This window comes from Pseudomonas sp. BS-2016 (genome assembly GCF_001806145.1).
Classification (GTDB): domain Bacteria; phylum Pseudomonadota; class Gammaproteobacteria; order Pseudomonadales; family Pseudomonadaceae; genus Aquipseudomonas; species Aquipseudomonas lundensis.
In genome coordinates, this window is sequence record NZ_MLCT01000018.1 from 20,396 (window position 1) to 41,759 (window position 21,364).

General features: G+C 62.0%; 21 protein-coding genes. 10 read left to right on the forward strand and 11 right to left on the reverse strand.

Going from position 1 to position 21,364, the window contains the following annotated elements; translation table 11 throughout:
- Positions 1-143 precede the first annotated feature (143 nt).
- Positions 144-938 carry a helix-turn-helix transcriptional regulator gene (locus tag BKD70_RS08840; RefSeq protein WP_047273250.1) on the reverse strand — a complete coding sequence of 265 codons (795 nt, stop codon included), beginning with the start codon at positions 936-938 and terminating at the stop codon, positions 144-146.
- 82 nt (positions 939-1,020) lie between these two features.
- On the opposite strand from BKD70_RS08840, the gene BKD70_RS08845 reads away from it, so the two are divergent.
- On the forward strand, positions 1,021-2,055 hold the full coding sequence (locus BKD70_RS08845; RefSeq protein WP_047273278.1) for a bile acid:sodium symporter family protein: 1,035 nt from the start codon (positions 1,021-1,023) through the stop codon (positions 2,053-2,055).
- Between the two features lie 8 nt (positions 2,056-2,063).
- Here the strand turns inward: BKD70_RS08845 and BKD70_RS08850 are convergent, their stop codons facing one another.
- Positions 2,064-3,338: an acetyl-CoA C-acetyltransferase gene (locus tag BKD70_RS08850; protein ID WP_047273249.1), complete on the reverse strand. Its 1,275-nt coding sequence runs from the start codon at positions 3,336-3,338 to the stop codon at positions 2,064-2,066.
- A gap of 123 nt (positions 3,339-3,461) precedes the next feature.
- Between BKD70_RS08850 and BKD70_RS08855 the strand changes: the two genes are divergently transcribed.
- The 7 genes from BKD70_RS08855 (at position 3,462) to BKD70_RS08885 (ending at position 10,235) form a co-directional block, all read left to right on the forward strand.
- Complete coding sequence (locus BKD70_RS08855) at positions 3,462-4,814, forward strand: 3-oxoacyl-ACP reductase (RefSeq protein WP_047273248.1); 1,353 nt, start codon at positions 3,462-3,464, stop codon at positions 4,812-4,814.
- A 3-nt stretch (positions 4,815-4,817) separates the two neighbouring features.
- Positions 4,818-5,672, forward strand: coding sequence for a MaoC/PaaZ C-terminal domain-containing protein (locus BKD70_RS08860; protein WP_047273247.1), 855 nt, complete (start codon positions 4,818-4,820; stop codon positions 5,670-5,672).
- Positions 5,673-5,772: 100 nt separating this feature from the next.
- Complete coding sequence (locus BKD70_RS08865) at positions 5,773-6,078, forward strand: MazG-like family protein (protein WP_047273246.1); 306 nt, start codon at positions 5,773-5,775, stop codon at positions 6,076-6,078.
- A complete protein-coding gene (locus BKD70_RS08870) occupies positions 6,075-6,824 on the forward strand; it encodes a methyltransferase domain-containing protein (protein ID WP_047273245.1) in 750 nt (249 codons plus the stop codon). Before BKD70_RS08865 ends, BKD70_RS08870 begins: the two co-directional genes overlap by 4 nt.
- A 22-nt stretch (positions 6,825-6,846) precedes the next feature.
- Positions 6,847-7,473 carry a DUF4136 domain-containing protein gene (locus tag BKD70_RS08875; RefSeq protein ID WP_047273244.1) on the forward strand — a complete coding sequence of 209 codons (627 nt, stop codon included), beginning with the start codon at positions 6,847-6,849 and terminating at the stop codon, positions 7,471-7,473.
- A gap of 27 nt (positions 7,474-7,500) precedes the next feature.
- A complete protein-coding gene (locus tag BKD70_RS08880) occupies positions 7,501-8,106 on the forward strand; it encodes a DUF4136 domain-containing protein (RefSeq protein WP_047273243.1) in 606 nt (201 codons plus the stop codon).
- A 143-nt stretch (positions 8,107-8,249) separates the two neighbouring features.
- The gene (locus BKD70_RS08885) at positions 8,250-10,235 is read left to right on the forward strand and encodes a pilus assembly protein TadG-related protein (protein ID WP_047273242.1); all 1,986 of its coding nucleotides are present in this window, start codon (positions 8,250-8,252) and stop codon (positions 10,233-10,235) included.
- Here BKD70_RS08885 and BKD70_RS08890 read toward each other — a convergent pair.
- Both BKD70_RS08890 and BKD70_RS08895 read right to left on the reverse strand, forming a co-directional pair.
- Positions 10,220-12,970: a PAS domain-containing sensor histidine kinase gene (locus BKD70_RS08890; protein WP_047273241.1), complete on the reverse strand. Its 2,751-nt coding sequence runs from the start codon at positions 12,968-12,970 to the stop codon at positions 10,220-10,222. The genes BKD70_RS08885 and BKD70_RS08890 overlap by 16 nt on opposite strands.
- Positions 12,967-13,407 carry a TadE/TadG family type IV pilus assembly protein gene (locus BKD70_RS08895; RefSeq protein ID WP_047273240.1) on the reverse strand — a complete coding sequence of 147 codons (441 nt, stop codon included), beginning with the start codon at positions 13,405-13,407 and terminating at the stop codon, positions 12,967-12,969. Before BKD70_RS08895 ends, BKD70_RS08890 begins: the two co-directional genes overlap by 4 nt.
- 71 nt (positions 13,408-13,478) lie before the next feature.
- On the opposite strand from BKD70_RS08895, the gene BKD70_RS08900 reads away from it, so the two are divergent.
- Together BKD70_RS08900 and BKD70_RS08905 are read left to right on the forward strand one after the other, a co-directional pair.
- A complete protein-coding gene (locus BKD70_RS08900) occupies positions 13,479-13,952 on the forward strand; it encodes a prepilin peptidase (RefSeq protein WP_047273239.1) in 474 nt (157 codons plus the stop codon).
- A 119-nt stretch (positions 13,953-14,071) separates the two neighbouring features.
- Entirely contained in the window at positions 14,072-14,848 is a 777-nt protein-coding gene (locus BKD70_RS08905) for a response regulator transcription factor (RefSeq protein WP_047273277.1), read from the forward strand.
- Positions 14,849-14,902: 54 nt separating this feature from the next.
- Here BKD70_RS08905 and BKD70_RS08910 read toward each other — a convergent pair whose 3' ends face one another.
- The 7 genes from BKD70_RS08910 to BKD70_RS08940 are packed head-to-tail and all read right to left on the reverse strand — an operon-like array spanning position 14,903 to position 21,352.
- The gene (locus BKD70_RS08910; protein ID WP_047273238.1) at positions 14,903-15,172 is read right to left on the reverse strand and encodes a DUF3613 domain-containing protein; all 270 of its coding nucleotides are present in this window, start codon (positions 15,170-15,172) and stop codon (positions 14,903-14,905) included.
- A 13-nt stretch (positions 15,173-15,185) separates the two neighbouring features.
- On the reverse strand, positions 15,186-15,869 hold the full coding sequence (locus BKD70_RS08915) for a tetratricopeptide repeat protein (RefSeq protein WP_047273237.1): 684 nt from the start codon (positions 15,867-15,869) through the stop codon (positions 15,186-15,188).
- Positions 15,870-15,883: 14 nt separating this feature from the next.
- Complete coding sequence (locus BKD70_RS08920) at positions 15,884-16,768, reverse strand: type II secretion system F family protein (protein ID WP_047273236.1); 885 nt, start codon at positions 16,766-16,768, stop codon at positions 15,884-15,886.
- A 1-nt stretch (position 16,769) separates the two neighbouring features.
- Entirely contained in the window at positions 16,770-17,654 is an 885-nt protein-coding gene (locus tag BKD70_RS08925; protein ID WP_047273235.1) for a type II secretion system F family protein, read from the reverse strand.
- A gap of 10 nt (positions 17,655-17,664) precedes the next feature.
- Positions 17,665-18,942: a CpaF family protein gene (locus tag BKD70_RS08930; protein WP_047273234.1), complete on the reverse strand. Its 1,278-nt coding sequence runs from the start codon at positions 18,940-18,942 to the stop codon at positions 17,665-17,667.
- Positions 18,939-20,129 (reverse strand): pilus assembly protein, encoded by a 1,191-nt coding sequence (locus BKD70_RS08935; protein WP_047273233.1) that lies wholly within the window; start codon positions 20,127-20,129, stop codon positions 18,939-18,941. The genes BKD70_RS08930 and BKD70_RS08935 overlap by 4 nt, the downstream gene beginning before the upstream one ends.
- Positions 20,126-21,352 carry a type II and III secretion system protein family protein gene (locus BKD70_RS08940; RefSeq protein WP_047273232.1) on the reverse strand — a complete coding sequence of 409 codons (1,227 nt, stop codon included), beginning with the start codon at positions 21,350-21,352 and terminating at the stop codon, positions 20,126-20,128. The genes BKD70_RS08935 and BKD70_RS08940 overlap by 4 nt, the downstream gene beginning before the upstream one ends.
- Positions 21,353-21,364 lie beyond the last annotated feature (12 nt).

Consider the following 21,364-nt stretch of genomic DNA (forward strand, 5'->3'; position numbering starts at 1 on the left):
CGCGCACCACGGGGAGAGGGGCGCCGCATTCCAAGTCGCTTGCAAGCACTCCCTGTACACCTGACAGTCCGGCACATCCTGCGCCAAACCTTCTGAATGATAGACGAGCCCCGATGGGCGAGCACCGCCTGAACGCCCGACGCTCAGTGATGGCGAAACAACTCGCCGGGCGTGGCGCCAAACAGTTTCTTGAACGCGGCGATGAACGCCGACGTCGACTCATAGCCGCAGGACAGAGCCGCCCGGGTGACGTGAGCACCGTCTTCCAGCACCCGCAACGACGACAGCAAGCGTACCCGCTGGCGCCAGCCACGAAAGCTCAAGCCTGTCTCACGTTGAAACAATCGCATCAAGGTTTTCTCCGACACGCCCAGCCGGGCCGACCACAGCCCCACGCTGACTTCGGCATCAGGGGTTTCAATTAATTCATTGCACAGCACCAGAAGGCGCGGGTGGTGAGGCAATGGCAACGAAAAGCCCACTTCCGGCAATTCGGCCAATTGGTCCAGCAACACACTCACCAGTCGTTGTTCGGGGCCGCCTGCTTCGGGGTAGTTGGCCGGCAGCGCACAAAAGCGCTTGATCAGCTCGCGGGCCAGCGGCGTGACCTCCAGCACCCGGCAATGATCGGGCGCCCACGGGCAGTCTTCACGGCGCACATACAGGCTGCGCATCTCGGCGCGCATCGAGGTCATGACCTCGTGCTCCAGCCCCGCCGGAATCCAGATCCCCCACTGCGGCGGGGCGAAAAAGCTGCCTTGGTCGGTGTGCACCCCCAATACGCCACTGATGGCGTAAGAAAACTGCACCCAGTCATGCCGATGGCGCGGCGTCCAGGAACCCGCGCCCAGGCTCTCGGCCCGCGCATAAAGCGGCCGGGGCAGTGCGTCGAGTTGGGGAATCGCCCGTTGAGGGCCGCGTTGTCCGTTGGGCGGCATGGATTGGCCTTATGTCGCGAGACGTCAGATCAGGCCGACGTTAGGCTATGTCATCAATTCTTACAACATTGCGGTGCCTGCGATGCCTGTGCTCAAACACTTCAAACGCGTATTCACTGACTGGTTTCTGTGCGGCATGGTGCTGGCCACGTTTCTGGCGTACCTGTTCCCCGCGTTCGGCAGCACCGGCGGCGCCATGCACGCAGAATGGGTCATCAACATCGGCGTGTTCCTGGTGTTCTTCCTGCACGGGGTCAACCTGTCCAGCGAGCAGATCCGCCACGGCCTGAAAAACCTGCGCCTGCACCTGATGGTGCAAGGCTTCACCTTTGTCGTCTTCCCGCTGATATGGCTGGGGGCCGACCTCCTAATGGGCAGCCATGTCCCGCCGCTGTTGATGCTGGGCTTTTTCTACCTGTGCGCGCTGCCCTCCACCATCTCATCGTCGGTGGCACTCACCGGCAGCGCGGGCGGCAACGTACCGGCAGCGATTCTCAACGCCAGCCTGTCGAGCGTGCTGGGGATTTTCCTGACGCCCTTGCTGGTGAGTGTCGTGGTCGGCAGCGGCACAGGCGGAATCGACCTCGGCGCCACCCTGCTCGACCTCTGCGCCCTGTTGTTGCTGCCGCTGGTGCTGGGGCAACTGGTGCGCCCGCTGTTCGGCCGTTTTTTTGCCCGGCACAAGCGTTACACCAGCATCGTCGACAAACTGGTGATTCTGTTGCTGGTGTACGCGGCGTTCTGCAACTCGATGGTCTCGGGGATGTGGCAACAACAGGGATCTTCAGTGATTCTCAGCGCCTTTGTCGGCAGCGCCGTGCTGCTCGCGGTCATTCTGTGGATGACCACCCGCACCGCCCGTGCGCTGCACTTCAGCACGCCCGATGAAATTGCCGCCGTGTTCTGCGCCAGCAAGAAATCCCTGGCGGCGGGTGCGCCCATGGCCGCCCTGATTTTCGGCGCCAACCCTGGGCTGGGCTTGATCCTGCTGCCCATCATGATCTACCACCCGCTGCAACTGATCGTGTGCTCAGTGATGGCAGAAAACTATGCCAGCCGCCGTCGGCAAGCGGCCGACCCTCTTATCCCCAACGCCCCGGCCGCGCCGATGCCCTAACGCGCGGGTTAACGCTCGATAATCGCGGTGACGCCCTGCCCGCCCGCCGCGCAAATCGAGATCAGCCCGCGCCCTTGGCCGGCGGCGTCGAGCAACTTGGCGAGGTTGGCCACGATACGCCCGCCAGTGGCCGCAAATGGATGCCCCGCCGCCAACGAACTGCCCTTGACGTTGAGCTTGCTGCGGTCAATCGCCCCCAGCGGCGCGTCCAGCCCCAGGCGGGTTTTGCAGTACTCGGGGTCTTCCCAGGCTTTCAACGTACAGAGCACCTGCGCTGCAAACGCTTCATGTATTTCGTAGTAGTCGAAGTCCTGCAGACTCAGGCCATTACGCGCCAGCAAACGTGGGACGGCATACACCGGGGCCATCAGCAGGCCTTCTGCACCGTGTACGAAATCCACCGCTGCGGTCTCTCCATCGCGCAGGTACGCCAGAATCGGCAAGCCACGCGCCTTGGCCCACGCTTCACTGCCCAGCAACACCACTGACGCGCCATCGGTCAGCGGCGTCGAGTTACCGGCCGTTAGCGTGCCTTTGGCACTGCGCTCAAAAACCGGTTTGAGCGCGGCCAGTTTTTCCAGGGTCAAATCCGTGCGCAGGTTGTTGTCCCGAGTCAGGCCCAAAAAGGGCGTGACCAGATCGTCTTCCCAGCCTTCGTGATACGCCGTGGCAAGCGCCTGATGGCTGTGCAGGGCCAAGGCATCCTGATCGGCGCGGGGGATATGCCAGGTTTGCGCCATCAACTCGCAGTGCTGGCCCATCGACAACCCGGTGCGCGGCTCGCCATTGCGCGGGAACGCCGGTTTCAAAAACTGCGGACGCAATTGCAGCACGGCTTTGAGCTTGTCCAGCGGCGCCTTGGTGCGGTTGAGCTGCAACAGCCACTGACGCAACCCGTCATTCAGGCCAATCGGCACATCGGACGTGGTGTCGACCCCGCCTGCCACCGCGCACTCGATCTGCCCCAAGGCGATTTTATTGGCCACCAGCAAGGCTGCTTCCAGCCCGGTGCCGCACGCTTGTTGCAGATCGTAGGCCGGGGTTTGCGGCGACAGGCGTGAGCCCAGTACACATTCGCGGGTCAGGCTGAAATCGCGTGCATCCTTGAGCACCGCCCCGGCCACCACTTCGCCCAGACGCTCGCCATGCAGGTTGAAGCGTTCGATCAGCCCTTCCAGCGCGGCCGTCAGCATTGCCTGATTACTGGCCCTCGCGTACGGCCCGTTAGCCCGGGCAAACGGAATTCGATTACCGCCAATAATCGCTACACGGCGCAAAGTCATAAGACGTCCCCTTTGATTGAGTAACCATTTGTCGTTACAAGCGTAGGTGCTATCACCCTTTAACGAACGACCCTTGTCTTCCTGTGGTCAACCCTTTGAACCCCATGTGTCGGAGAGTGTTCCATGTCAGACCGTTATATCGACTTCGCCAACTCATCCCTCGGCCGACGGTTGGTCGGCGCGGTAGGGCTTGCGTCACCGGTGCGACTGGAACGCTGGCAAGCCGGACGTCTGCGCCCGGTAGAAGGCCCGCTGCTGATGGGCGGCGGCCCGCTGGTCCGACACATCAAGGCTTTTGCCAATAAACTCACCGACGCCGTGTTCAGCTATGGCGCCGAGCCCTTGGCCGTCAGCCCGTGGATTCCAGGCCAGGGCCCCGCGCTCAAGGCCGTGGTGTTTGATGCCAGCGATGTGCTGCACACCGACCAGCTCAAACAGCTGCGCGAATTTTTCCAGCCGCTGCTGCGTAGCCTGCAACCCGGCGCGCATCTGGTGATCCTTGGCCGCCCGCCTGAACGTCAACGCGATCCGTTTGCCGCCAGTGCCCAGCGGGCGCTTGAAGGGTTCAGCCGTTCGCTGGCCAAAGAATTGCGCAACGGCGGCACCCTGCAATTGCTGTACGTCAACGAGGGCGCCGAAGATCAACTGGAAGGGGCGCTGCGGTTTTTCCTGTCGCCCAAAAGCGCCTTTATCAGTGGCCAGGTGCTGCGCCTGTCTGCCTGCCCAACGCCGGTCAGTGACTGGACGCGACCACTGGCCGGGCGCAAGGCGCTGGTCACCGGCGCGGCCCGCGGCATTGGCGCAGCCATCGCGGAAACCCTGGCCCGGGACGGCGCCGACGTCATCCTGCTGGACGTGCCAGCGGCCAAAAACGACCTTGAAGCCCTCGCGGCCCGTATCGGCGGGCGCAGTATCACGCTGGACATTTGTGCTGAAAACGCCGCCCCGCAGCTGATCGAACACTTACCGGAGGGCATCGACATCGTGGTGCACAACGCCGGCATCACCCGGGACAAAACCCTGGCCAACATGACCCCCGAGTACTGGGACGCAGTGCTGGCGGTCAACCTGAATGCGCCCCAAGTGCTGACCAAAGCCCTGCTCGACAGCGGCACCCTGCAGGACAACGGGCGCGTCGTCCTGCTCGCCTCCATCAGCGGCATTGCCGGTAATCGCGGGCAAACCAACTACGCCGCGAGCAAAGCCGGGCTGATCGGTCTGGCGCAAGCCTGGGCGCCGTTGCTCGGTGAGCGCGGCATCAGCATCAACGCCGTGGCGCCGGGCTTTATTGAAACGCAAATGACCGCGCACATTCCGTTTGCCCTGCGCGAAGCAGGTCGACGCATGAGTTCGCTGGGCCAAGGCGGTTTGCCCCAGGACGTCGCTGAAGCGGTGGCCTGGCTCGCTCAACCGGGCTCGGGCGCGATCAGTGGCCAAACGCTGCGGGTGTGCGGCCAAAGCGTGTTGGGGGCATGACCCATGACTGTCAACTGGCTTGACCTCGACACCCCGCCGCACCTGCCCGCCCTGTACGCCCGCGCGGCGGCCAAGCGCACAATCACCGGCGACACCCTGCCTGATAAAGGGCTGCGTTGCTGGGTGACGGTGGACGGCAAACCGCTGGAGGCGTTTCGTGAAGTCTGCGACCTCCCTTCCAGCCCGCTGTTGCCACCGACCTACCCGCACCTCCTGGCGTTCGGGCTGCAAATGCAGTTACTGACCGACAAAGACTTTCCGTTTCCGCTGCTGGGGTTGATCCACCTGAGCAATCAGATTCGCGTGCTGCGGCCCATGGGCGGCGTGTCTCAACTGCGCATTGGCGTGTCCGCGAACAACCTGCAAAAACACCCCAAAGGTGCGACGTTCGACGTGGTGACTCAGGTGGACGACCTCATCGGGCCGCTGTGGGAGGCGCAAAGTACCTTGCTGTGCAAAGGCGTCGATTTACCGGGCGACGCGCCCCAGCCTGCTGCGAGTATTGCGAGCGGCATGACCGAGTTGACGCGCTGGTACGCCCCGGCCGACATCGGGCGTCGTTATGCCAGGGTGTCCGGGGACTACAACCCGATCCACCTGAGCGCCGCCAGCGCCAAGCTGTTCGGTCTGCCGACCGCTATCGCCCACGGGCTGTGGCTTGAAGCCCGCACGCTGGCCGCGTTGAATTCGCACTTGCCTGCGGCCAATGTCGAAATCACGGTGGACTTCAAAAAACCGGTGCGCCTGCCCGCCGAAGTGATCTTGCACAGCAGCGAAGCCGGTTCCAGTGGCGACTTTCAGCTCAATGGCCATGCAGACCTGGTGCACATGGTCGGGCGCTGGCGGCCGTTGAGTTAATTCACCTCCAGTCGGCGCAGGTGTCGGCCACGCCAGCGCCCCCCTTGCGCCCACGTCCATTCGGTCGCAAGCTTTGCGCCTTCTGGAGAGCACACCTGCAATGAACCTCGACGAATTGACCCAACGCCTGCACCGCATCCGCGATAACAACGACTGGAAGCCCTTCCATAGCCCAAAAAACCTGGCCATGGCCGCCAGTGTTGAAATGGCCGAGCTGGTGGAAATATTCCAATGGCTGACCGAAGACCAGTCCCGCCAACTGCCCGCCGACCAACTGGCCCATGCCGGTCAGGAAGTGGGTGACATCGTGTTGTACCTCTTGTTGCTGTGCAGCGAACTGGGCCTGGACATGAACGAGGTGGTGCGCAGCAAGTTGGCCGACAGCGAAAGGCGTTTCAGCCGATGAGCGACCGTCACTTCGATCTGCTGGCCACCCGCTTCGCGGAAAAAATCTATGGCGGCGCCAAAGGGGCCATCCGCCTCGCCGTGTTGCAAGCCGACCTTAAAGAATCGCTGCCCCAGCGGCGCTTGCGCGTACTGGACATCGGCGCGGGCCTGGGGCACATGTCGCTGTGGCTGGCCGAGCAAGGCCACGACGTGACGCTGGCAGAACCGGCCGCCCCGATGCTTGAAGGCGCGCGTCAGCGTTTCACCGACGCCGGCCAGACGGGCACGTTTATTCAGGCGTCCTGGCAAGAGCTGTTGGGCCAACTCACCGAACCGTATGACCTGGTGTTGTGCCATGCGGTGTTGGAATGGCTGGCCGAACCCCACGCGATCCTGCCGGTGCTGCATCAACTGACGGCCAGCGGCGGCTGGCTGTCGCTGGCGTTCTACAACCGCGATGCGCTGATTTATCGCAACTTGCTCAAAGGCCATTTCCGCAAGATGCGAAAAAACGACATGGCGGGCGAAAAACAGAGCCTTACCCCGCAACAGCCCCTTGATCCACGGGAGCTGGCGCAGGCGATGCAGGCGCTGTGGCAGGTTGAAAGCCACAGTGGCGTGCGCGTGTTCCACGACTACATGCCCGTGGAGTTCCAGGCCCGCGCCGAACTCGACGCACTGGTTGAAATGGAACTGGCTCATCGGCGCCACCCTGCCTTTGCGGGGCTGGGCCGTTACCTGCATTGGGTGTGCCGCCCGCTTTAACCGTTCAACTGGGGGGAGTGTCATGTATCGCCGCGTTGCTCTATTGGTTCTGAGCCTGGGGTTGGGCGCCTGCCAAAGCCCCAACCCGTACACCGCCTCGTCACTGCCCATGCCTGGCGCCCCGCCGCAGGCCGCCAACGCCATTGACCTGAGCGCTTACCCGGCGCCCCCACGCGACTACGGCCGTTACCAGAGCTGGGCCTGGCTCAACGGCCGCCTGCCAGCAGGAACGGCCTGGGCCGATTCAGCACAGATCGCCGAAGCGGTGAGCGCAGCCCTGGATCAGCGGGGCTTGCGCCCGGCCCAGCCCGGCCGCCCAGCTGATGTGCGGGTCAGCGCCGATTTACATGCAGAAAAACGCTTGCGTCAGGTTCAGGACGACTATGGTTATGGGGCTGGTTACGGCGGGTTCTATGGGGATCGCTACGGTCGTTATGGCAATCAGTACGGCATGTACAACACTGTGCCCATCGTTCGAACCTACGAAGTGGACGTCATGGTGGTGCGGCTGACGCTGTATGACGGCAAGACCGGCGAGCCTGTCTGGAGCTCCAGCGCTGAAACCAGCAGCACGGGCAGCCTGAGCGAACGCGGGAATGCGTTGCGCGAATCGCTGAACAAAGCAGTACAGGCCTACCCTCCTCATTAAGACTAATTGTTGAAGTGGAGAATCATCATGCTACGTCGAATAGCGCTCGTGGGGCTGGCACTGCTGCTCAGCGCCTGCGAATCGATGCAGGTCACACACGATTACAACCCGTCCGTTGATTTCGCCACGTTCCACACCTGGGCGTGGAAGGAACCTGCCCTGCAATTTGTGCCCAACAACCCGATGCTCAAAAGCGACCTGACCCAACAACGCATCACCCAGGCGGTGGCTTATCAGCTAGACCAGCGCGGCTTGCGCCAAGTCACCCCGGCGACCAAAGCCGACCTGTGGGTACAAACCTACCTGATCGTTGCCGAACGCCAGGAACAGGTGGTGACCAATTACGGCTATGGCTACGGCGGCCCGTGGGGTGGGCCATGGGGCGGCTATTGGGGTGGCCCGTGGGAAGGTTACTGGGGCGCACCGGTCTACGATGAAGTGCGCAACATCAACTACCAGGTGGGCACCCTGCAAATCGATCTGATCGATGCCAAAACCGACAAGTTGGTGTGGCGTGGCAGCGCGGAAAAAGTCGTGGATAAAAACCCCGACCCGGCGCAACGCAGCGCGGCGATCCACGAAGCCGTGAGCAAAATCCTGAGCGACTACCCGCCCAAACCGACAGCGAACTAAGCGCCCGGCAGCGACGACACCGGCTGTAGTCGCTGCTGAGCAACGAAGCCGAGATCGGGTACGCAGCGTCCGCACACCTTGACTACACTCCCCTTCACCCGTGGAGAGTTGCGCTCGGCAGCAGGCCGGCAAAGGAGTGCTCGATGTCTCCCCCATTGCGTGGCCCGCGTCTGTGCACCCTTCGTTCGCAGCGCGGTGCAATCGGCTTGATGGCCGCCCTGACCCTCGGCGTGGTGTTGCTGTTCATGCTGCTGGTGGTCGACAGCGGCCGCTTGTATCTGGAACAGCGCAAGTTGCAACGGGTCGCTGACGTCGCCGTGCTGGAGGCCGTCAGCCGGGGCGGTAACTGCCTGGCAACCGGCACCACGACCGCCAGCACCTACGCCATCGCCAGCGCCACGCGAAACAGTTTCACCCCCGGCAGTACGCAAACGTTGAGCGCCACCTGCGGCACCCTGGTGACCGGCAGCGACAAACTGCGCACCTTCAGCGCCGATGCGAGCAAGTCCGACGCGATACGCGTCATCGCCACCACCGTCGTGCCGACCAGCGTGGCAGGCGGGCTGTGGAACCTGTTTTCCAACGGGACCTTCGGCTTCAATACCCAACTGACGGCCAGTGCGGTGGGGGCCACGGGAGGCGCCCCGCTGGCAGCGCTCACTATCAGGTCGTCTTTGGCAGATATCAATTCAAGCAACTCGCCGTTGCTCAACAGCCTTGTGGGCGGCCTGCTGGGGGGCAAATTGAACTTGAGCCTTGCATCGTGGCAGGGGCTGGCCAACACCAATATCAACTTGCTGAGTTATCTCGATCAACTGGCCATCGACCTGAACCTGAATGCCGGTGATTACGCGCAATTGCTCAATACAAACGTGTCTGCAACTCAGTTGATTAATGCCGCGATTAATGTACTGCAAAAAGGCGGGCCGGGCGCCACGGTTGCTGTGCAAGCGCTGACCACCATCAAGTTAATCGCCGCTAACACGCAAATACTGAAATTGGGCGACTTGTTGAAGCTCCAGAATGGCACTTCAAGTGCTGGCCTGAACACCAATCTGACAGTCTTTGATCTGTTGCAAGGGATTGTGCAACTGTCAAATGGCAAAAGTGCAGTGGCCGCCGATATCACGTCAACGATTGCGCTGGTGGGCACCGTCACGGTGTCAATCAAAGTGATTGAGCCCCCGCAAATGTCGGTGATTGGCAACCCGGCACTGGCCATTAAAGATCCGGTTTTCGGTGCTAACCGCATCTACGTCAAAACAGCGCAAGTTCAGACGCACATTCATATTGATCTGGCAGTTCTCAAACTGGTGTCGCAGATTGTGTCTGCGCTCACCCAACTGCTCTCGCCCCTGACCGATATCGTCAACAAATTGCTGAATCTGGATTTAATCGGAGTCTTGCAGTGCGTCCTGGCGTGCGAGCGAACGTCCCTTAGCATTGCGTCGTCGTTGGATATTTATCTGGAAGCGGCGAGTGCCAACAGTTATGTGACCGCTTACAACTGCTCCAGTCAGGCCACCAAAAGCCTGACAACGCAAACATCTACCGCGGCAGCCAAGCTGAGTATTGGCAGCCCGCCAGCCAACGGTGCGTTTCCATCGTCGATTGAAATCAACAAGCTGAATTACCTGGCCGTGGACCCGGTAAAACTGATCAGTATTGATGTCACCAAGTGCTCGATCATTTTGCTATGCGGCCCGCTGCAAGTCGGCAAAGGGGGCGGGCTGGGCCTGAAGGTGCAAACGCAAATAGCGGCCAACGCTCAGCCGCAAACATGGAGCGCGCCTTTGCTACCCGAGGTCAACAATCCGCCCGTTTACCAAAAACCTCTGAATAGCAATGCAAGCATCATCAAGAGTCTGGGTGACTCGCTGGCTGACAACATGGTGGTGACGTACACGCCACAGACCGGCAGCGTGGCCAACGATGCCCTGACGGGCGTGGCCGGACTGATCAATCAAGTGACGGGCATTCTTTCCACCGCGTTAAGCGGCTTACTGTCCAACCTGCTGGACCCGATCCTCAACACGCTCTTGGGGGCGCTAGGGGTCAGCCTGGGTAATGCGGAAGTAGGCGCCAATCTTTCCTGCAATCAGGGCGGCCGCGCTCAACTGGTGCTCTGATCGCCCACCACCGGCAGCGCTATACAAAAGCGGGCGCCGTGTTCGGTGTTGCTGACGCTCAGCCGACCGCCCATGTTCTCGATGATGCCGTAGCTCACGGATAACCCCAGCCCCGTGCCCACACCGACCGGTTTGGTGGTGAAGAAGGGTTCGAAGATGCGCTCCAGCAGTCGCGGGTCAATGCCGCCTGCGTTGTCGTGTACCCACAAGCGCACGTGGCCGGGGTCTGTTTCGATGCCAAGGGCGATCCACGGCGCGAAGTCAGGGTCTTTTTCACGCTGGCCGAGCAAGGCATCACGGGCGTTGACCAGCAGGTTAATCAGCACCTGTTCCAGTTGATCGACATGGCCCCGTACGCGGACGGCGCAGTCCAGGCCTTCGCAGCGAATCTCCACGCCTTTGCCGCGCAGGCCGTCACTGAGCAGTGACAGCGTGCCGTCGATGGCAATGGCCGGGTTGAACACCTGCTGTTCGATCTCCGAACGTCGACCAAACACACGCATGTGGTCCACCACCCGCGCCGCGCGTTGCACCTGGGTGTCGAGGCGATTGAGTTTGTCTTGCAGGTAATCGATCTGCACATCGCCATTGCTCAGGCGTTTGAGCACATTGACGATGGCCATGCGCATCACATTGAGCGGCTGGTTGATCTCATGGGCCAGCCCGGTGGCCATCTCGCCCAGGGTGGCCATTTTGGCGCTCTGGGTCAGTTGCTGTTGCGAACGCCGCACTTCGGTGTTGTCGCGCCCGACCGCCTGCACTTCGACCAACACCCCGTGCTCATCAAACACGCCGCGATCCGACCAGACCCACCACGCATGTTCGCGCCCCGGCAGTTGCAGGCTGATTTCGGCGGTGCTGACCGGGAATTCGGGGGTCAAGGTGGCCAAACGTTGCACAAACGCCAGCTGCTGCTCCGGCGACAACCAGCCGCTGAGGTTGATGCCCGGTAACTGCTCGGGCGCGCACTCCAGGTAATTGGCCAGTGGGCGATTGCCGAAGGTCAGGGTCAAGTCGGGGGTGTAGCGGCAGATCATCGCCGGGGAATCCTCCACCAGCATGCGGTAGCGCTCTTCGCTGTGTTTGATTCGTTCTGCGGCTTCCGTGGCGTCGGTGATGTCCAGCCACAGGCCCACGGCTTCGACCGGCAGGCCCAGATCGTCGCGCAGCAACCGGGCCTCGTCCAGTAACCAGTGGTAGTCGCCCTCACGGTCGCGCAGTCGATAGCGGCTGCGCACATTGCCTTCGCGCAACAGGCGTCGGGTGCGCTCGAAGTACTGCGCACGGTCGTCAGGGTGTACCCACTCAATCAACGTGGCGGCCGTGCATTCTTCACGCGTCCAGCCCAACAAGGGCTGCAAACTGGCGCTGAAGAATTCAGGCAGCAACGCGCCCTCGGCATAGCGCTGTACATAAATCACCGCCGGGGAGCTGGCGATCAGGTTGTCGAGTCGGGCATGGGCCGCCGCCGCTTGCTGTTGCTGATTTTGCATGTCGCTGACATCCAGCATGAACCCCACAACACGCGGCCCGCCTTCCCCGCCCAGCACCTGGCCCTGAATGCGGTACCAGATCACCGGCCGCGTACTGTCGGGTTGGTGCAAGCGCACGCACAGCAACAGAGGCGTGTCGTGGGACAGCAGGTCATTGAAGCGGCTGGCAAGCTCTTCGCGGTCCGCCGGGTGAAACAGCCCCAACCACGCCTCTCGGGGCACATGCGCAGGCTGATCGGGCAACAGGCTGGCGGCCAGGGGCGGGGCAAGCAAAAGTTGCCGGGTGCTGGCCGACCACTCCCACCAGCCGCTGCCCAGCAGGCCCTGCAATGCCTCCATGCGCTCCATCTGCTGCACATGTTGCAACTCACGCAAGCGACTGAGCAGCGGCCCGGCCAATGCCGCGCACACCTGAAGCCAATCCATGTCGCCCATGGCCGGGGCGTGACGACTCGCCGGGTACTGGCCAAACAACAGCCATGCGCTCACCCCTTGATGATCGTTGTACGGCACCAGCAAGCCATCGGTGTTGCCAAACAGCCCGCTCAGCCGGGGCTTGTCGTTGAGGCCATACAGCGCCTCAAACCGCTGGGGCGCGTGGCCATTGAAGCTGTCGAGGGTGCTGCCCAGAGCTTGATCGACCTCCCACAGCGCGGGGGCATCATGCTGGCGGTAAACACTGTAAATGCGCCATTCGGCCTGTGTGGTGTCGGGCAACGCCAGGGCTACACACGGGATATGCCAATGGTGCGCCACCTGCTGCAGCAGATCGGTCACCACCGCGGGCAGCCGGCCATGGCCGCAATGACGCAATTGCTCCCCCATGTGGGTGGTGAGCAGGTGGGTGAGTTCCCGGCTGCGCGCCTGCTGTTGACCCATTAGCACATCGCTGATGTCCAGCAATTGCAGTAACCAGTCGTCACCGTGCGGCTGGACCCAGCCGCGGGTGTAGACAACAGGGCCGCCGCCGACCTGAAACATGAGGTCCAGGCTTTGCCCCTGCCAATCCCGGGGCGCGCCTTCCAGTGCCAGCGTGCTGCCCGGCACCAGATAATCGATCAACAGGCGCGGCGGGCCACTGCCCATCGCCATGGCCAGGCCATGCTGCTCCAGCACATGGCCGTGCTGATCGAGCCGCAATTGAATGCCCGCGTGCACACGCAGGGCAGGCGTATCCGCCAACGCAACGGGCTCGTCTGCCCGCCCCAGCAGCCGCCCCAACAAGCGCTCGCCGCTGATCAAAACTGCAGACTCGACTGGGCCGTTAACGTGGTCGGCAAACTGGGCACCGTGATGTCTCCCGGCAGCACCAGCACCGGCATGATGGCGCTTAACGCCGAGGCTGGCAGGCTGACGGTGACCGTCAGCACCCCGCCGCTATAGACCGCCTGCTGATTGAGGCTGCCTTTCAAGGCGCTCGGCACCCACGCGAGTTGGTCACTCAACACACTCAGGGCGCGATTTTGCACATCCTGAGTGTAGGTCGCGGGGGAAACGGTCGGGTCCAGCGCCACGCTGCGGCGCACCGCCTCGGCCGTGGAATGGTTGAACGACTGCATCAGCAAGAGCGGCAAGCTGTAACTCACGACGCCGTAAAACACAGCGAAAAACGCCACAAACACCAGCGCAAATTCGATGGCCGCTGCGCCTTTTTCTTTTCTGGGGAGGCCTGGTTTCATGACTGCGTCTACCCTGAAAACCACACGTCATATCAGCATAGAATCATTCGCCAAAAAGGGACGCCGATTACGTGACGCAATTACTCATCCTGTTCCTCTGGTTGGCCGCGTGCGCACTTCAGGATCTGTACCAACGCCAGATCGCCAACACCCTGACCCTCGGCGGCATGGCCCTGGCAGTGCTGTACCTGCTCTGGAGCGGCCACACCTGGCTCGGCGCCCCCCCCAGCGAAGCCCTGGTGGCGCTGCTGATTGCGCTGGTGCTGACCCTGCCCGGTTATGCGCTCAATAAGTTCGGCGCGGGGGATGTCAAGCTGCTAGTAACCCTGGCATTGGCCACCGATCGTCTGACGGTGCTGGGCACCTTTATCGGCGCTGGCCTGTGTGCCGCGCTATGGCTGCTGATCGCGTCAAAAATCCTGCCGCTTGTGTATCAACGGGTTACAACACCTGCACCCGGCGACCCTGGTCCACTGTCAAAAAAAGTCCCCTTCGCGCCCTTTTTGCTGGCCGGTTTTGCGTTGGCTACGCTGTGCATGCCCTAGTGCAGACGTAGGATTTATTCCATGTACAGCACGGGAAACTGGGTCTACTTTTAAACCAGCCTGCTCACGATGAGTGGCGCAGTTTGCCTTGAACAGGCTTGCCAGGCATGGAGTACCGCGTGAACCAGCTCAGCCCTCTCATAAAAGTACTGGTGGTCGACGACCAGCCCTTGATCGTCGAAGAACTCTGCGAGTTTCTGGAAAGCAGTGGCTACCGGTGCGTGCCCTGTGAGTCGAGCCGTGAAGCCATTGAGTGCTTCAACGCAGACCCTGCAATCGGTCTGGTGCTGTGTGACTTGCACATGCCGGACATGAATGGCATCGAACTCACCCAACACCTGCAAAAGCACGCCGGTAAACAACGCCTGTTCGAAAGCATCCTGCTGACCGGCCGCGCCGACAAACAGGATGTGATCAAAGCCTTACGCATCGGCATCGCGGATTACTACCAAAAACCGGTCGACCTCAATGAACTGCTTGAAGGCATCCAACGTCAGGAAGAGCAACTGCGCGAACGGATGAAAAGCGTCCAGCTCGGGCACTTGAACCGCAAGCTTCAGTTTTTGGCGGACTCCATTGACGACCTGTATCAGGACATGGAATCCGTGCGCCAACCGCCACTGACCGCGGGCGTTGACGGCGTCGCTGAAGAGGATTCGCACGCCATGCCGGCGATTTTCCAGCAACTGTCACCGCGCCAGCTCGACGTGGCCCGACTGGTGGGCAAAGGCCAGACCAACTACCAGATCGCCTGCGACCTGGGCATCACGGAAAACACGGTCAAACTCTACGTGTCACAAGTATTACGCCTGACCCACATGAACAACCGCACTCAACTGGCCCTGGCGCTGTCGCCCAATGCCAGCGCCAAACAGCACCGGCTGACGGCCCACTGAAGCCCGCACGCCTGTGCTCGCGGTGTTCAGCGCGCACAGGCGGTGGCGCGCGCGTTAATTGGACGTCCCGCCCCCGCCGCCCGATTCCTGTTTGTAGTACTCCGGGATTTCGTGATCGTAACTTTTCAGCAAACGTTGCAGGCTTTGTTCGCGCTCTTGCGGGGTAAGCGTCTGCGGCACCGTTGAACCCTCTTTGCCGCTGACCTGAACCTGCAACCAGTTTTCGGTTTCCTGCTGGTAGCGGGACGACGGCCCCGGCTCGATGGCCAGCGCGCTCAAGGGCATCCACACCAGTAACACGCCGACACGTACAGTCATCGCCATCGCACACCTCCGATTATTTGAGTACCGCCACCTGATCGCTGGCCGGGGCTTTGAGTGCTTGCGCACGGGCCTGGGCATCGGTCACTTGCTCGGGTGTCAGTCCGGCGCGGGTGACCAGTTCTGCCGCTTGCTTCCAGTTGTCCTGATAGATCAACAACGTCACCAGATTCAACGCCGCCAACGTGTCGTCCTCTTTGCTGAGTTCCAGCGCGGTCAAAAACTCAAAGCGTGCGTCGTCCAGGCGCAACAGGTTGAGGTACACCACCCCCAAGTCATTGCGGATCTTGTCATCGGTGGGGGCCAGGCTGGCGGCCTTTTGCAGGTAGGCTAGGGCCTGGGCGTTGTCTCCTCGGGCTGCCGCCAGTTGCCCCAGGCCATGCTCGCCCTCGGCTGCCAGACAGGTGCCCTGCAAACTTCGATACAGAGGCTCGGCCTCGCTGCGGCCCAACTGACGATAGAGGCGCGCCTTGCGCAACTGCACCTGCCCGTAGCGCTCGGGCAGGCTTTGCAGATTGGCCAGACTGGCGTGCAGCTTGCCTTCTTTGGCCATGTCGTCGGCCAGGTTCATTGACAACTCCTGATCGCCACTCAACTTGGCGCAACTGCTGTTCAGGGCCAGCCACGGCGGGTTACTCGCGCCCCCGCTCGCACAGCCGCCCAGCATCAGCAGCCCGCACGCGACGATCACAGCTTTCATGTTCACACTCCCGGTCAAGACCCGAAGGCCCGTGAAATAGCGATAAAACTGGGGCCTGCCAACACAATCAGCAGCGCCGGAAACAGGAACACCATCATCACGACCGACATCTTGGCCGACATTTTCGAGATGTATTCCTGCATGCGCGTCAGGCGCCGGTCATCGAGCAATGCTTTGAGCGCCTGCAACGACTTCATGGCCCCGCCACCCTGCTGGATCAGTTGCTGAAGAATCACACAGGTATCGTCGAACTCATCCACCGCCAGCAAGCTCGCGGCTTTTTGCAGCTCCTGACCCAGTTCCAGCCCGGAATCGACACGGGCCAGCACCAATCGCAGCTCGCCAGTCAACACGGGCAACAACTGCCGCGCCTCCTGACTCAGCACGCGCAGTGCTTGCTCCACCGCCATGCCTGACTCAAAGAGAATGCGCAGGAGCGGGATAAATGTAGAAACCTCAATCGCCACCTGTTGCTGACGCCGGGCGGCTGCGTAGGCCAGTAACCGTTTGGGGATCAAGTAACCGATGGCCAGCCCGAACAGCGGCCCCACCCACACATTGCCCGTGTCCGGGTAGAACACGTTATGCCCCACGAACACCAACCCGGCCAGCACCACCGGGGTGCCAATCTGAAAGGCGGCAAACAGCGAGCGCTGACTGGCCGTGCGCCACCCCAGCCGGGTCAACAGGGTTTGGGTTTCGTGGTCCAGCGACACCGAGCGCTGGCCCACTTTGCTGCTGCCGACAGCCCGCAGCCAAGTGCCAAGCGTGTGCGTACCGGTTTTCCCGCCCTCAAGGCGCTGCATCACACGTTGTTGGCGCAGCCGCTGCTGGATCACGCTATTGATGACCAGTGCCAGGGCGGCCAACAGCAAGACAACGCTTATCAGCAAGGCCATGTCATACGCTCCGCACCATGCGCCACAGGGTGAAGCAGCCGATGACCTGCATCGCCAGCGCCGTCAGCAACAAATGCTGCCCGGAGGCGTCGCTCCACATTTTGGGCAGGTAAGCGGGGTTGGTGAACATGAAATACACCAGCACCAACAGCGGCAAAACGGCCAGCACCATGGCCGTGAAGCGCGTCTCACCGGTCATGGCCTTGAGTTGACGGGCACCTTGTTCGCGCTCGCGAATCAGGGTGATGAGGTTTTCCAGCAGTTCACTGGCTTTGCCGCCGTAGCGCTGGTTGACCTTGAGGCCCAGAGCAAACAGGCGAAACTCTTCGCGCTCGTACAGCTCGGCCACGTCCTGCACCGCTTCCGGCAAGCTGACGCCCAATTGCACATTGCGCGACACCCGGCCCAGCGCGGTCTTGAGCGGGTCACTGGAGGCATCAATCGCATTGAGCACGGCATCCGCCAACGTGCGCCCCGCCTTCAAGCTGCGCACCGCGTGATCCAGTAACGGCGGCAGTTGCTCAACCATGCGCCGCACCTGACGGTGGTAGCGCCAACTGAGGTACAGCTTCAGGCACAGCGGTGGCAGCAGCAGGCAAGCAAGCACCGCCATCCAGCCGCCTGCGAGCCCGGCCAGCAGCATCGCCCCGAGCCACAGGCCAAGCCACAGCCGCAAGCGCTCCGACGGCCGGGGCAGCCCGGCCTGCAAAAAGGCGCGGTCCAGCCAGAGCAGTCCGCCCAAGTGCGGGGCCGGTTGCGGTTGCCCTTGCGCTAACCGATTGAGCACCCGGCTGGTGGTCGGATTGCGCAACACACGGAACACAATAAACAGCGCCAGGCACGCCATCAGCAACGCGATCAATAACAGCAGCAGGGCCGGGATCATGGCGGGCCCCTCAACCTTGAAGGTTCACGATTGGCTCGCGACGTAACTTGTCGCCCGCCGGGTTGAGCGCTTCGCGCATGAAACCGACCCCGGTGCGCCGATCCAGCCGGAACAGGGTATTGGTGACATACACGTCATCGCGCACACCCACCACCTCCAGCACTTCGCTGACACAGCGACGCCCGTCGGGCATGCGCGTGAGCTGGATGATGACGTCCAGCGCGGCGCAGATCATTTGGCGCAGGGTTTTCTCCGCCACGGTGCGCCCGGTCAGGCCCACGAGGGTTTCCAGGCGCAACAGCGCATCCTGTGCGGTGTTGGCGTGCACGGTGCTCATGGAGCCGTCATGGCCGGTGTTCATGGCGGTCAGTACGTCGAGTACTTCAACGCCGCGGATTTCCCCCAGGATGATGCGGTCGGGGCGCATCCGCAGGGCGTTGCGGATCAAGTCGCTAGCTTTGACCTCCCCATGGCCTTCGGCATTGGGCGGGCGGGTTTCCAGACGCACCACGTGCGGGTGGCCGAGCTGTAATTCGGCCACGTCCTCAATGGTGACCAGCCGTTCGTAGGGGTTAATCAACTGACTGAGGATATTGAGCAGCGTGGTTTTACCGGTGCCCGTGCCGCCGCTGATGAGGATGTTGCAGCGCTTGCTCACGGCCTCCTGAATGAAGTCATAGATCGCCTGATCGATGGTTTGCATGGCCATCAGGTCCGTGCTTTTGAGCATGTCCTTGCGAAACTTTCGAATCGACAGGCACGGGCCGTCCAGTGCAATCGGCGGGATGATCGCGTTGACCCGGCTGCCATCGGGCATGCGCGCGTCGACCATCGGCGAGGACTCATCGAGCCGTCGCCCCAACGGCGCCAGAATGCGCTGCATGACCCGCTCGACGTGGTGGTCGTCGATAAAGCGCAGTTCGCTCTGGTGCAGGATGCCGTCGCGCTCGATAAACACCCGGTGCGGGCCATTGACCAGAATTTCGGTGACCGCCGGATCGCGCAGCAGGACTTCCAGCGGGCCAAAGCCGGTGAGCTCGTCAACGATTTCCTCGGCCAGCCGTTCCATTTCATAGCGTGAAATCGCCAGGTGCAGGCGCGACACGTATTCAGCCACTTTGTCAGTGACGAAATGAGCTAGCGCGGGGCGCGCGTCTTCCAGCAGGTTTTTGCCGGTTTCTTCAATGGCCTCGATGATGTAGCGGTGCAGCACCCGTTTCAGGCTGTCGTGCTCGGCATGCCCGTGCGCCCCGTGCAGGCCGGCACCGAACAGTTTTTCACCGTTCATTTAGCCCCCCAGAAGCGGCTCAGCCAGTGGGCTGAGGGCCTGGCAAGCCCTTGAGAACGTTGGGCCAGGCGCTCGCCCAGGGTTTTCAGGCCTTGGGTCAGCGCCTCACGCGGGCCGAGTTCGAAGAGGGTGGTGGCCTGGTTCTTGGCGTTCATCCGCAGTTCGTCAGCAGGTGGTAGCGTGGCCAGCACTTCAAGGCCGAAGGTCTTGGCCAGTGCGTCGGCGTCGGGCGCCACGCCGCGCAGGTAACGGTCCACCAGCATCCGCGCGTGTTCCAGGTTCATGCCTTTGGCGCGCCACAGGTTGAGAATCGCCAGATTGCGTCGGCAGTCGAGGACGTTCTGGTCGGTGTACCACAGCAATTTGTCGCAATGGCTGACAAAGGTGCGCAGCGCTTCGCTGTCGGGCTGGCCGGTGAGGTTCACCACGATGTGCTGAAAGTGCTGACGCAAAGCGCTGAGCAACATGTACAACTCGGCCGCGCTGGTGTGCTCAAGAGGCTCGTCGCTGTCGCTGTACGCCAGAATGCGCAAGCCACCGGGGGCGACGCTGAAGGCGCTGTCGATCAACGTGCTGTCCAGGCGCCGCAAATGGCGCAGGGCATCACCGAAGTAGAACGCGCTTTGCAGCCCCAACAGCGCGAGACTGTCGCCACGGGGCAGGCCCAAATCCAGCAGCAGGGTTTGCTGGTCGCTCTTTTGCACCACGAGCCCCAAGTGGCTGGTCAGCAAGGCGCCATCGGCGTTGCACTGCGCGCTGTACATCACCGTCAGGCCGCCCAATTGTGCATTGGGCGTGACGGCAGGCAGGCGCTTGCTCAGGCGTCGGACCAACCCGGCCACCTCGCTGGAGCGCGAACCATACGCGACAAAATCCCGCGCCCCGGCGCGCATGGCGTTGAGCACCAACTGGTTGTCCATGCCATCGCCCAGGGCCACGATGGCCAGCATCGGCTTGGCTTCCAGCGCGCCTTCAATCAAGGCACACTGAGCGACCACTTTCTCGCGGTCCAGCCCCACGAACACCAGCCCGGCGAAGGTCACGTCCACCAGCGCCAACAACTCATCCAGGCTGCCAGTGCTGGCGCCCACCACTTGGCCGATGGGCGCCAGCGCGCCTTGCAACCATTCAAGGTCGGTGTTGTTGCGCGTTAACGCGAGAAATGTCTGGCTCAGTCCCTGGCTCATTTGGATAACCCGCTACGGCGATTGAAATTGCCGTTTTCGAGAAAATACAGGCGATACCAGTTGGGGTCGTAATTGCGCAGCTTTTCTCCGGGCAATGAAGGCAACTGGGCAGTGGCCGCCAGCGGCTGGATCAGGTGCGGGGTGACGATCATCAGCAACTCGCGCTCTTCGCGGCTGATGTTGGAGGAGCGGAAAAACGCCCCGAGAATCGGGATATCGCCCAAGCCGGGGAATTTGTCGACCTGTGAGCTATTGCGCGTACTGATCAGGCCACTGATGACAAAGCTCTCACCGTCAGCCAGGGAAATACTGGTGTCGGTGCGGCGCACCTTAAGCCCGGGGACCAGCGTGCCTGCGATGTTCACGGCGTTGGTGTAGTCCAGCTCGCTGACTTCGGGCGCGACTTTGAGCACGATGCGATCACGGCTGACCACCGTGGGGGTCAGGGTGAGGCGGATCCCGAATTCCTTGTACTCGATGGACACGTTGTCGCTGCCACTGCTGGGCACTGGCACCGGCACTTCGCCGCCGGCCAGAAACGTGGCGCTTTGACCGCTCAGCGCCACCAGGCTCGGACGCGCCAACGTGTAGGCAAACCCGCTGCCTTCCAGCGCATTGATCATGGCCTTGACCCGACCGCCCCCAAAACCGATGTTGAAGTACTTGTTGTCGGCCGGGGGGCCGCCCGTGATGACGTTTTCAGCGGTGGTAATCAGCGACCCCGGCGAGCCGAACAGGAAGTTGCTGCCCATGCCGAAAATTGAGGTGCTGGCCTCCTGAAGCTTGGTGCGACTGACTTCGACAAAGCGAATATCAGTCTGTACCTGGCTGGGCAACGTCGGGTCTTGCGATGGGGACAGTGACGCGCTGGTAAACCCGGCAGCGGCTTTACCTTTGACGAACACCATGCTTTGGCGCGGTTTGTTGGAACACGCGGTCCAGACCATCAGGCTGGTGGTGCCGGGGGCGACGCCGGTCAGCAAAAAGGCGCTGTCGCCGTTGGCATAGACGTCCGCAATGGCCGGATCGCCCACGGCAATGCGGGTGATGCTGACGGGGGAATCCAGTGCTTGCTGGGTGCCCTGGGCCACTTCCAGCACCGCGGGCAATGGCCCCAATAACGCGCAATGCGCCGACGCAGCCATTGCCATGTCAACACACAGGCCGCCCAGCATCAGCGTCCAGACAACTTGTTTAAACAGCGGCACACAACGTTGACTCATGCTGGGCTTCCT